This window comes from Geodermatophilus obscurus (assembly GCF_900115395.1).
In the GTDB taxonomy this organism is placed as follows: domain Bacteria; phylum Actinomycetota; class Actinomycetes; order Mycobacteriales; family Geodermatophilaceae; genus Geodermatophilus; species Geodermatophilus obscurus_B.
Genome location: NZ_FOWE01000004.1, coordinates 67,685 through 79,332 on the forward strand (window position 1 = coordinate 67,685; position 11,648 = coordinate 79,332).

Annotated in this window: 10 protein-coding genes; 5 read left to right on the forward strand and 5 right to left on the reverse strand. The window is 74.5% G+C overall.

The features are described 5' to 3' along the window. Nucleotides 1-159 precede the first annotated feature (159 nt). Nucleotides 160-1,938 (reverse strand): MDR family MFS transporter, encoded by a 1,779-nt coding sequence (locus BM165_RS08820; RefSeq protein WP_075013183.1) that lies wholly within the window; start codon nt 1,936-1,938, stop codon nt 160-162. Continuing rightward, the gene (locus BM165_RS08825; RefSeq protein ID WP_075013184.1) at nt 1,935-2,459 is read right to left on the reverse strand and encodes a MarR family winged helix-turn-helix transcriptional regulator; all 525 of its coding nucleotides are present in this window, start codon (nt 2,457-2,459) and stop codon (nt 1,935-1,937) included. Before BM165_RS08825 ends, BM165_RS08820 begins: the two co-directional genes overlap by 4 nt. A gap of 267 nt (nt 2,460-2,726) precedes the next feature. Between BM165_RS08825 and hrpA the strand changes: the two genes are divergently transcribed. Continuing rightward, nucleotides 2,727-6,674, forward strand: coding sequence for an ATP-dependent RNA helicase HrpA (gene hrpA / locus BM165_RS08830; RefSeq protein ID WP_075013185.1), 3,948 nt, complete (start codon nt 2,727-2,729; stop codon nt 6,672-6,674). Here the strand turns inward: hrpA and BM165_RS08835 are convergent. After that, nucleotides 6,664-7,119, reverse strand: coding sequence for a hypothetical protein (locus tag BM165_RS08835; protein WP_244274144.1), 456 nt, complete (start codon nt 7,117-7,119; stop codon nt 6,664-6,666). The genes hrpA and BM165_RS08835 overlap by 11 nt on opposite strands. A gap of 245 nt (nt 7,120-7,364) precedes the next feature. Here BM165_RS08835 and BM165_RS08840 point away from each other — a divergent pair, with 245 nt between their 5' ends. The 3 genes from BM165_RS08840 (at nt 7,365) to BM165_RS08845 (ending at nt 9,021) form a co-directional block, all read left to right on the forward strand. Next, entirely contained in the window at nt 7,365-7,733 is a 369-nt protein-coding gene (locus BM165_RS08840) for an ATP-binding protein (protein WP_244274145.1), read from the forward strand. Between the two features lie 85 nt (nt 7,734-7,818). After that, the gene (locus tag BM165_RS24725; RefSeq protein WP_177225156.1) at nt 7,819-7,992 is read left to right on the forward strand and encodes a hypothetical protein; all 174 of its coding nucleotides are present in this window, start codon (nt 7,819-7,821) and stop codon (nt 7,990-7,992) included. Nucleotides 7,993-8,130: 138 nt separating this feature from the next. Continuing rightward, the gene (locus BM165_RS08845; protein ID WP_075013186.1) at nt 8,131-9,021 is read left to right on the forward strand and encodes an NAD-dependent epimerase/dehydratase family protein; all 891 of its coding nucleotides are present in this window, start codon (nt 8,131-8,133) and stop codon (nt 9,019-9,021) included. Here BM165_RS08845 and BM165_RS08850 read toward each other — a convergent pair. Beyond that, nucleotides 9,018-10,325 carry a sulfate adenylyltransferase subunit 1 gene (locus BM165_RS08850; protein WP_075013187.1) on the reverse strand — a complete coding sequence of 436 codons (1,308 nt, stop codon included), beginning with the start codon at nt 10,323-10,325 and terminating at the stop codon, nt 9,018-9,020. The genes BM165_RS08845 and BM165_RS08850 overlap by 4 nt on opposite strands. Before the next feature lie 100 nt (nt 10,326-10,425). Here BM165_RS08850 and BM165_RS08855 point away from each other — a divergent pair, with 100 nt between their 5' ends. Then, a complete protein-coding gene (locus tag BM165_RS08855; RefSeq protein ID WP_075013188.1) occupies nt 10,426-10,689 on the forward strand; it encodes a hypothetical protein in 264 nt (87 codons plus the stop codon). A 28-nt stretch (nt 10,690-10,717) separates the two neighbouring features. Here BM165_RS08855 and cysD read toward each other — a convergent pair whose 3' ends face one another. Next, nucleotides 10,718-11,626 carry a sulfate adenylyltransferase subunit CysD gene (cysD, locus tag BM165_RS08860; RefSeq protein WP_075013189.1) on the reverse strand — a complete coding sequence of 303 codons (909 nt, stop codon included), beginning with the start codon at nt 11,624-11,626 and terminating at the stop codon, nt 10,718-10,720. Between the last annotated feature and the right edge of the window lie 22 nt (nt 11,627-11,648).

Consider the following 11,648-nt stretch of genomic DNA (forward strand, 5'->3'; position numbering starts at 1 on the left):
GTCCCGACCGGGTACCCGTCGTGATCACCGGCGCGTGGCCGTCCGCCGCGGCGCGTCGGCGCGTGTCGGCGGCAACGGTCCGGCGATCAACCGGCGCAGAGACGACGACGGGCCCTCCTCGCAGATGCGAGGAGGGCCCGTCGTCGTGGTGGCCCTCCGTCAGCGCCGGGTGGCGGTCTCCCCGTCACCGGGGCGCCCGACCGGGGGAGCTGTCGACGTCGGCGCCGCCGCACCGGCCGCCTGGGTGACCTGCTCGCCGGCGTCCTCGCCCGTGGGCGCACCGGCGGTCTGCCGGGCGGCCGCCTGACGTGCCTGGATGCCCGACTTGTCACTGAGCGCCAGCTGCGGCAGGAACAGGAAGACGAGGAAGCCGATCGCCGCCGCACACGCGGCGATGAGGAACACCAGGTCGATCGACTCGGAGAACCCGGTCTTGAACGGCAGGGCCAGGTAGGACGGCAGCGCCTGGATGAACGAGGTGTCCGACAGGTCCCCGCCGACCGGCAGCTGCCCGCTCTGCAGGGCCCCGGCGACCCGCGGGTCGGACGCCGCCGCCGTCGCGACCGACTCCTCGATGGCCCCCGGCAGCCGGCTGAACAGCACGGAGAGGAAGGCGGCGGTGCCGATCGTGGCACCCATCTGCCGGAAGAAGGTCACCGACGAGGTCGCGACGCCCAGCTGGCTCGGCGGGACGGCGTTCTGCACGGCGAGGACGGCGGGCTGGAAGTTGAACCCCAGTCCCACACCGAGCAGCACCATGAACGGCACCAGCGCCCAGATCGACGTCTCGGCGCCGACGACGAACGACAGCGACACCAGGGCTGTGGTCATCAGCACCGTGCCGGCCAGCGGGAACACCCGGTACCTGCCGGTCCTGGAGATCGCGATGCCCGAGCCCATCGCGCCGATCATGATGCCGAGGACCAGCGGGATCATCTGCAGGCCGGCGACGGTGGCGCTGGAGCCGTGCACGATCTGCAGGTACTGGGGGAGCAGCAGCAGGCCGCCGAACATGGCCGCACCGATCACGACGCTGCCCGTGGTGGCGACGGTGAAGCTGCGGTTGCGGAACAGCCGCAGCGGCAGGAGCGCCTCGTCCCCGTAGGCCCGCTCGGCGAGCAGGAAGAGGACGAAGCCGACGGCGCCGATGGCGTAGCAGAGCAGGGCGCGGGGCGACGTCCAGCCCCAGATGCGGCCCTGCTCGGCGATGAGCAGCAGCGGCACGACGAAGGTGACCAGGGCCAGGGCGCCGGGCCAGTCGATGCGGTGCTCACGGCGCTCGTGCGGCAGGTGCAGCACCCGGAAGACGGCGGCGAACGCGAGCAGGCCCAGCGGCACGTTGACGTAGAAGATCCAACGCCAGCCGGTGATACCGAGCAGCGAGGCCTGGCCGGCGAAGAACCCGCCGATGACCGGACCCAGCACGCTCGAGGCGCCGAAGACGGCCATGAAGTAGCCCTGGTACCGCGAACGCTCCCGCGGCGGGACGATGTCGCCGATGATCGCCAGGGCCAGGGACATCAGGCCACCGGCGCCGATGCCCTGGACCGCGCGGAACGCGGCCAGCTGGTACATCGAGTCGGCCATGCCGCACAGCACCGAGCCGACGACGAACGCCGTGATGGCGAACAGGTAGAAGGGCCGCCGGCCGTAGATGTCGGAGAGCTTGCCGTAGAGCGGCGTGGAGATCGTCGAGGTGATGAGGAACGCCGTCGTCGCCCAGACCTGCAGGTCGTAGCCCTGCAGGTCGTCGGCGATGGTGCGGATGGCGGTGGACACGACGGTCTGGTCCAGCGCCGCCAGGAACATCGCGACCATCAGGCCGGCGACGATCGTGAGGATCTGCCGGTGGGTGAACGCGCCGGAGGAGTCCGGCGCGCTCGCCGCGGCGCGGGCGCCGCTGCCCCCACCGGTGGGGCGGGCCGTGCTCTGGCTCATGGCTTCTCTCTCGGGACGGGGGGAACGGAGGGGAGACGGGGGTCGGACGGCAGCGCTGCCGTCAGGTCGTCGAGCAGGCGTCCGAAGAGGCCGGTGAGCGCAGCGAGGTCGGCGTCGGACCAGCCGGCGAGCATCCCGCTGAGCTGGGCGGTGCGTTCCTCGGCGAGCCGCTCGACCGCAGCGCCGCCGGCGTCGGTGACCACCAGCCGGGTCGCGCGGCCGTCGCTCTCGTCGGCCACGCGCTGCACGAGCCCCTGCTCGACGAGCCAGGCGACGTGCCGGCTGATCGTGGAGGGGTCGGCGTGCACGGCCTCGGCGAGCGCGCTCTGGCGCACCGGGCCGAGCCGGGTCAGCGGGAACAGCAGCACCAGCGCGGCGCGCTCCCGGGCGTCACCGGCCGTCGCGAGGCTCTTGAAGGCGTGCAGCACGCGCAGGAAGCGCGGGAACTGCTCGGAGAGCCTGCGGACCTCCGCCGCCCGGCCGGTGGGCAGCGTCGGGCTCCCGGTGGCGGGAGAGGACATGGGACGGCTCCGGGAGGATGAGGGGATGTAGATGCATCGTACAAGCCGTTGCGCAATACACGCAACCAGTTGCAGCCTGCACCTTTATGACGCGGGCGACCAGCGGCACCCGCCGGTGCCGGTACCCCGGCCGCCGTCCTCCGGAACAGTCGCGCCGCCGCGGGCGTTGTGCCCTCCGGCCCGGGCGCCCGACGGCGCAGGCCCCCGGTGCGATCCTGACGCGGGAGCACCGCGCCCCCGTCCCCTGGAAGGAAGCCGAGCACCGCCGTGACCGCGACCCTCCCGGATCTCCGGTCCCGGCTCGCCGAGCTGACGCTGGAGGACGAGCACCGCCTCGGCCGGCGGCTCGAGGGCCTGCGCCGCACGCGCGACGAGGCCGCGCGGGCCCGTGCCCTGGAGAAGATCGCCACCGACGTCGCCGCCGCCGAGGAGCGCATCGCCCGCCGCCGCGCCGCCCTCCCCCCGATCGGCTACCCCGAGGGGCTGCCGGTCAGCGCCCGCCGCGACGACATCGCCGCTGCGCTGCGCGACTCCCAGGTGGTGGTCGTCGCCGGCGAGACCGGCTCGGGCAAGACCACCCAGCTGCCCAAGATCGCCCTGGAGCTCGGCCGCGGGGTGCGGGGCCGGATCGGGCACACGCAGCCGCGCCGGATCGCCGCGCGCACGGTGGCCGAGCGGATCGCCGAGGAGCTCGACACCCCGCTGGGCGAGGCGGTCGGCTGGAAGGTCCGGTTCACCGACCAGGTCGGCGACCGCACCCTGGTCAAGCTCATGACCGACGGCGTCCTGCTGGCCGAGATCGCGCACGACCGGCTGCTGCGCCAGTACGACACGATCATCGTCGACGAGGCGCACGAGCGGAGCCTCACCATCGACTTCCTGCTGGGCTACCTCGCCCAGCTCCTGCCCCGGCGGCCCGACCTCAAGGTCGTCATCACCTCCGCCACCATCGACGTCGACCGGATCGCCAAGCACTTCGCCGTCGACGGCGCGGACGTGCCGGTCGTCGAGGTCAGCGGCCGCACCTACCCGGTCGAGGTCCGCTACCGGCCCGTCGTCGACCCCGACGACCCGGACGCCGACCCCGACCGCGACCAGGTCACCGCCATCGGCGACGCCGTCGAGGAGCTCGCCACCGAGGGTCCCGGCGACGTGCTGGTGTTCCTCGCCGGCGAACGCGAGATCCGCGACGCCGCCGACTCCCTCACCGAGCGCTTCCCCGGCGTCGAGGTGCTGCCGCTCTACTCGCGGCTGTCGGTCGCCGAGCAGCACCGGGTGTTCCAGCCGCACACCGGCCGCCGTGTCGTGCTGGCCACCAACGTCGCCGAGACGTCGCTGACCGTGCCGGGCATCCGCTACGTGGTCGACCCCGGCACCGCGCGCATCTCCCGCTACAGCGCCCGGACGAAGGTCCAGCGGCTGCCGATCGAGCCGATCAGCCAGGCCTCGGCCCGGCAGCGCTCGGGCCGCTGCGGCCGCGTCGCCGAGGGCATCGCCATCCGCCTCTACACCGAGGAGGACTTCGAGGGCCGGCCGGAGTACACCGACCCGGAGATCCTGCGCACCAGCCTCGCCTCGGTGCTGCTGCAGATGGCCGCCCTGGACCTGGGCGCGGTCGAGGACTTCCCGTTCGTCGACCCGCCGGACCGGCGGGCGATCGCCGACGGCCGGGCGCTGCTCGAGGAGCTCGGCGCGCTGCAGGACGGGCGGCTCACCGACACCGGCCGGGCGCTGGCCCAGCTGCCGCTGGACCCGCGCCTGGGCCGCATGGTGGTCGAGGCCGACCGGCGCGGCGTGCTCGAGGAGGTGCTGGTCATCGCCGCGGGGCTGACGGTCCAGGACCCCCGCGAGCGCCCCGCCGAGCACCAGCAGGCCGCCGACCAACTGCACGCCCGCTTCGCCGACGAGCACTCCGACTTCCTCGCGCTCCTCAACCTGTGGCGGTACCTCGCCGAGCAGCAGGACGCGCTGTCGGGCAGCGCGTTCCGGCGCACGGTCAAGCGCGAGTTCCTGCACTACGTGCGCATCCGCGAGTGGCAGGACCTGCACGGCCAGCTGCGCGGCACCGCCCGCCGGCTGGGCATGACCGTCGGCGACCTGGCCGCCGAGCCCGACGAGCGCGGCGTGCACACCGCGCTGCTGGCCGGGCTGCTGTCGCAGGTGGGCCTGCAGGTGGAGGACCCCGCGGGGCGGAAGGACGCATCCCGGCGGCGCGGCAGCCGTGAGTACCTCGGCGCCCGGGGCGCCCGCTTCGTCATCGCCCCCGGCACCCCGTTGGCGAAGAAGCCCCCGCGGTGGGTCGTCGCCGCCGAGCTGGTGGAGACCAGCCGGCTGTTCGCCCGCACCGTGGCCCGCGTCGACCCCGACGACGTCGAGCGGCTGGCCGGCCACCTGGTGAAGCGGGAGTACTCCGAGCCGCGGTGGGACGCCAAGCGCGGCTCGGTCGTGGCCAGCGAGCGGGTCAGCCTGTACGGCATCCCGCTGGTCGCCGGCCGGCGCGTGCAGTACGGCTCCATCGACCCGGTCGTCTCCCGGGAGCTGTTCATCCGGCACGCCCTCGTGCAGGGCGAGTGGACGACGCACCACCGCTTCTGGGCCGACAACCAGCGGGCGCTCGAGCGCGTGGCCGAGCTGGAGGAGCGGGCCCGCCGGCGCGACATCCGGGTCGACGACGAGACCGTCTTCGAGCTCTACGACGCCCGCGTCCCGGCCGACGTCGTCTCCACCCGGCACTTCGACCGGTGGTGGAAGACCGCGCGCCGGGAGACCCCCGACCTGCTCACGTTCACGCCCGAGATGCTCACTAACGCGGCCGCCGCCGGGCAGGTCCGCGCCGAGGACTTCCCCGACGAGGTGCCGCTCACCCAGGGGCTGACCCTGCCGCTGTCCTACGCCTTCGCTCCCGGCGCGCCGGAGGACGGCGTCACCGTCGACGTCCCGCTCGCGGTGCTCGACGCCGTCGTCGAGCGGACGTCGGGGGAGTCGCTGGCCTTCACCGTGCCGGGTCTGCGGGAGGAGCTGGTGACGGCGCTGCTGCGGACGCTGCCCAAGCAGCTGCGGCGCGCGCTCGTGCCGATCCCCGACCGCGTGCGCGAGGTGCTGCCGCGCGTCGCCCCGACCGAGCCGCTGCTGCCGGCGCTGGAGCGCGAGCTGCGGCGGGCCGCGGGCGTCGTCGTCCCGCCCGATGCCTGGCAGCCGGACCAGGTGCCCGGCCACCTGCGGGCCACCTTCCGCGTGGTCGACGACCGGCAGCGCGCGCTGGCCACGGGCAAGGACCTGCGGGAGCTGCGCGCGCAGGTCGCGCCGCAGGCCCGGGCGAGCCTGGCGCGCGCCGCCTCCGACCTCGAGCGCACCGGCCTGACCGCGTGGACGATCGGGGAGCTGCCGCGCACCGTCGAGGTCCGCCGCGGCGGCCACGTGGTCACCGCGTACCCCGCGCTGGTCGACGAGGGGGCCACCGCCGGGGTCCGCGTGGTGTCCACCGAGGCCGAGGCGACCCGGCTGAGCTGGCGCGGCGCGCGCCGCCTGCTGGTGCTCGTGGCCGGCTCACCGACCCGGCAGGTGGTCAAGGGCCTCGGCCCGCGCAGCCGGCTGGCCCTGCAGTTCAACCCCGACGGCGAGATCCCGGCCCTGGTCGACGACTGCGTCGACGCCGCGGCCGACGAGCTCGTCGCCGCCGCCGGCGGGCCGCCCCGCGACGAGGCGTCCTTCGACGCGCTGGTCGCGATCGCGCGCCAGCAGCTGCTGCCGCTCACCCAGGACGCCGTCCGGCGGGTGGAGGCGGTGCTGACCCAGGCCCGCGAGGTCGCCGTCGCGATCGGCGCGGCGCCCGGCCGGCGGGTGCCCGAGGCCGCCGTCGCCGACCTGCGCCGGCAGATGGGCGGGCTGCTGCACCGCGGCTTCGTGGCCGCCGCCGGACGACGGCGGCTGCCCGACCTGGTGCGCTACCTCAAGGCGATGGCGTACCGGCTGGAGAAGCTGCCGGCCAACGCGGCGCGCGACGCGCTGTGGACGGAGCAGGTCGCCGCGGTCACCGCCGAGTACGAGCAGCTGCGCCGCGAGGTGCCGCCCACCGGCGCACCCGACGACCCGGTCACGCGGATCCGCTGGATGGTCGAGGAGCTGCGCGTCGGGCTGTTCGCCCAGCAGATCGGCACGCCGCGCCCGGTGTCGGAGCAGCGCCTCTACAAGGCCATCGACGCGCTCACCGCCTAGCGGCCCGCTCCTCGCGCAGCAGGGCGGAGATCCGCTGCCGGGTGACGCCGTAGAGGGTGGCGATCCGGTTGATGCTCACCTGCTCGTCCTGCAGCGCGTGCGCCTGCGCCTTCCGCCAGGCCGACCCGGCCCCCGCCAGTCCGGAGAGCACCGTGCTGATCCGTTCCACGACCAGCGGGCGGGCCTCGGCGCTGACGATGTCGTGCCAGGCGCTGCCGGTGCGGCGGCGGGTCAGGAGCAGCTCGGCGCGTTCGCGGGCCAGCTGCAGCTCGGCGGCACACCGGTCGATCTCGCGGACCAGGTCCTCGAGCGCGGCCAGGGCGTCGTCGGCGGGCGGTGCGTCGTCGGCGGGCGGTGCGTCGTCGGCGGGCGGTGCGTCGTCGTCGCGCGGTGCGGTGTCGGTGGGCTCGGGTCCGCCGGGTGTCCGCCCCGGTGCTGCCGTCACGGTCGGTCCTCCCGCAGCTCGCCGGCGTCCCCGGTCGGGGTCGGTTGCACGATACCGTGGTGAAGGGGGGTTGCATGCAACGGGCGTGACATGCAACGGCCCTGGCATGCAACGGCCCTGGCATGCAACGGGCCTTGCGTCCTGCGCGCCGAGCTGTCATCGTGAACCCGGATAGGTAGTGCACAACCGATTCGGTGCCCCCGGTGCCGGTCACGGGGGAACCGATGTCGTCACTCACCGCACGGGTGGACCTGCCACCCGCCGCGCGCAGCGTCCCCGCCGCGCGACACCTCGCGCGCGAGCTGCTGCGGGCCTGGCAGGCGCCGCAGGACGTCGCCGACGTCGAGCTGCTCGTCACCGAGCTGGTGGCGAACGTGGTCGACCACGTCGGCGGCGAGAGCGTGCTGTCGCTGGAACTCGAGTACTCCGACGGCTGGCTGCGCATCGCCGTCGCCGACGGCAGCGCGGTGCGCCCGGTGGTCGGTCAGCTGTGCGGTGACCAGCCGCGCGGCCGCGGCATGCAGATCGTCGCCGCCATCGCCGACGACTGGGGCGTCGAGGACGCCGACGGCGGCAAGCGGGTCTGGTTCGTACTGCGCCCCGGCCTGCGCTGAGCGCCGGCCCGGATCGGTCGCGTTTGTCCCGCGGGCCCGCCGGGGAGGGCTGGGGGGACCGATGCCGCCAGACGGAGGAGACGGAATGAGCGAGCCCACCAGCCACACCGAGGCCGCCGGCGAGGGCCTGTCGGACGAGGAGATGGTGCAGACCGTCGCCGAGCAGACCGACAGCGCCTCGGGCCACGCCTACCAGGCCGGCAAGGACTGGGACGGCGACGCCTCCCAGACGCCGGCACCCCCGGACACCGAGTCCTGACGCACGGGCCCGCCGTCCGGCACGTCCCGGACGGCGGGCCGACCGCCCGGCACCGGCCCGTGGTGGCACCGGTGACGACGACCCGGATCGGAGAGCCATGACCGCCCTGCCCGCCGTCGCACCCGAGGGCCGGGGCCGGTGACCGCCCCCGCCCGGCACGTCCTGGTCACCGGGGGGAGCGGCAAGCTCGGCCGCGCCGTCGTCGACCTGCTCGTACGGCGCGGCCACCGGGTGTCGGTCGTGGACCTCGTGCCGCCCGGCCGCCCCGACGTCGCCTGGACCCGGGCCGACCTCACCGACTACGGCCAGGCCGTCGGGGTGCTGACCGGGGTCGACGACCGGTGGCCGGCCCCGGACGCCGTGGTCCACCTGGCCGCCCTCCCGGCGCCCGGCCTCCGGCCCGACGCGGCGCTGTTCGCCGCGAACGTGACGACCACCTACAACGTCTTCGCCGCAGCCCGCGTGGCCGGCGTCGACACGGTGGTGTGGGCCTCCAGCGAGACGGTGCTCGGGCTGCCCTTCGACACCCCGCCGCCGCACCTGCCCCTCGACGAGGACTGCGGGCCCGCGCCGACCACGTCCTACTCGCTGTCGAAGACGCTCGAGGAGGAGATGGCGCGTCAGTTCGCCCGCTGGCGGCCGGAGCTGTCGATCACCGGGCTGCGCTTCTCCAACGTGATGGAGCCGGCCGACTACGCGGCCTTCCCGTCCTTCGACGCCGACCCGGCGCTGCGGCGGTGGAACGCGTGGTCCTACATCGACGCCCGGGACGGCGCCGCGGCGGTCCTGGCCGCCCTGGACCACCCCGGTCGCGGTGCGGACGTCCTCGTCATCGCCAACACCGACACGGTGATGAGCCGGCCCAGCGCCGAGCTCGCCGCCGAGCACTTCCCGGGCGTCCCGGTGCGGGGCCCACTGGGCCGCCACCAGGCGCTGATGAGCAGCGAGAAGGCACGCCGGGTCCTCGGGTGGACGCCCGTGCACAGCTGGCGGGACGAGGTGGGCGGCACCCCCGCGACCGGCTCCTAGTGGGGGACGAGCATCCCCGCGCCGACGGTCGCGTTGGTGGCCTCGTCGACGAGGATGAACCGGCCGGTCGCCCGGTTGTGCGTGTAGTCGTCGACGAACAGCGGCTGGGTGGTGCGCAGCCGCACCCGGCCGATGTCGTTGAGGCCGAGCTCGCCGGCCTCCTGCTCGCGGTCGAGGGTGTTGACGTCGAGCCGGTGCACGACCTCCCTGACCACCGCCCGGACGCTGCGGGTGGTGTGCTTGACCGCCAGCCGCTGCCGCGGCCGCAGCGGCTCGTCGGCCATCCAGCAGACCAGCGCGTCGAGGTCCTGGGTGACCTCGGGGGCCCCCTCCGGACCGCAGAGCAGGTCGCCGCGGGAGACGTCGAGGTCGTCGGCGAGCCGCACGGTGACCGCCATGGGCGCGAACGCCTCCTCCACCGGACCGCGCGGGCCGTCGATGCCGGCGATCGTCGTCGTCCGGCCGCTGGGCAGCACCTGCACCGGGTCGCCGGAGCGCAGGACGCCGCTGGCGACCGTGCCGGCGTAGCCGCGGTAGTCGTGGAAGGCGTCCGACTGCGGCCGGATGACGTACTGGACGGGGAAGCGGACGTCGGTGAGGTTGCGGTCACCGGCCACCTCGACGGACTCCAGGTGCTCCAGCAGCGCCGGGCCGTCGTACCAGGGCGCGGCGTCGGACCGGGTGACCACGTTGTCGCCGCGCAGCGCCGAGATCGGGACGACGGTCAGGTCGGGCACCTCGAGCTTGGCGGCGAAGGCGCGGAACTCGTCGCGGACGGCCGCGAACGCCTCCTCCGACCAGTCGACGAGGTCCATCTTGTTGACGGCGACCACCAGGTGCGGCACCCGCAGCAGCGCGGCGAGGTAGGCGTGCCGCCGGCTCTGCTCGAGGATGCCCTTGCGGGCGTCGACCAGCACGATCGCCAGGTCCGCCGTCGAGGCGCCGGTGACCATGTTGCGGGTGTACTGCACGTGCCCGGGGGTGTCGGCCAGGATGAACGTGCGCCGCGGGGTGCTGAAGTAGCGGTAGGCGACGTCGATGGTGATGCCCTGCTCCCGCTCGGCGCGCAGGCCGTCGGTGAGCAGCGCCAGGTCCACGTAGTCGCCCCGGCTGGCCCGCTCGATCGCCGCGTACTGGTCCTCGAAGACGGCCTTGCTGTCGAACAGCAGCCGCCCGATGAGCGTGCTCTTGCCGTCGTCGACCGAGCCCGCGGTGGCGATGCGGAGGATGTCCCGGCGCGCCGTCGCGATCTCGGCCGCCTGCTCGGCGGCGGCGGAGTGGACGTCGACGACGGGCTCGGCCATGCCTCCATCATCCCCAGCGGCCGGTGCCGCGGGCGTGCGGGGCCGGAGGAGGGGACGCTGGGTGTGAGCAGGGCCACCCGGCCCGCGGAGAGGGGCTGCGGTGGGCGGGCTGGTGTTCCTCGTGCCGGTGCTGCTGGTGGTCGTGGCCGGGTACGCGGTCGGCTACGTGGCGGCCGAGGCGCTCGGTGTGGCCCAGCCGGAGGCGGTGGGCTGGCCGGCCGGCTTCCTGCTGCTCGCCGTCACCGTCGTCGCGCTGCTGCGCTACCGGCGCCACCGTCGCGCGCGGGCGCGCCGGCTCCCCGTGGCGGCTCGCCGCAAGCGCGGTGAGAGCTGGAGCGGCCCTCCTGCCGGGCCCCCGCGGTGAGCCGACCAGCAGCTGCACCGAGGCCCTCCTAGAAGTAGCCCTCCTTCTTCCGGTCCTCCATCGCGGCGTCGCTCACCTTGTCGTCGCCGCGGGTGGCGCCGCGCTCGGTCATCCGGGTCACCGCGATCTCGGCGATGACGTCGGCGACCGTCGTGGCCTCCGAACGCACCGCGGCGGTGAGGTTGGCGTCGCCGACCGTGCGGTAGCGCACCGTCTCCCGGAAGACGCGCTCGCCCTCGCGGGGACGCACGAACTCGTTGACGGCGTAGAGCATCCCCTGCCGCTCGACGACCTCCCGCTCCTGCGCCAGGTACAGCGGCGGGATCGCGATGTCCTCCGAGGCGATGTACTGCCAGATGTCGAGCTCGGTCCAGTTCGACAGCGGGAACACCCGGATCGACTCGCCGAGGTGGATCCGGCCGTTGTAGAGGTCCCACAGCTCCGGGCGCTGGTTCTTCGGGTCCCACTGGCCGAACTCGTCGCGGAAGGAGAACACCCGCTCCTTCGCGCGGGCCTTGTCCTCGTCGCGGCGGGCGCCGCCGAACAGCGCGGTGAAGCCGTGCTCCTCGACCGCCTCGAGCAGCACCGGCGTCTGGATCCGGTTGCGCGAGCCGTTGGGCTCCTCGCGCACCAGGCCGCGGGCCATCGCGTCCGGCACCGAGGCCACGACCAGCTCCACGCCGAGCTCGGCCACCCGGCGGTCGCGGAACTCCAGGACGTCGGGGAAGTTCAGGCCGGTGTCGACGTGCATCACCGGGAACGGGATGCGGGCCGGCGCGAAGGCCTTGCGCGCCAGCTCGAGCATGACGATGGAGTCCTTGCCGCCGGAGAACAGCAGCACCGGGCGCTCGAGCTCGGCGGCCACCTCGCGGATCACGTGGATGGACTCGGCCTCGAGCGTCTCCAGCTGGGTGAGCCGGTGGGCGGTCGTCGTCACCCCTCCAGTGTCGGGCACGCCG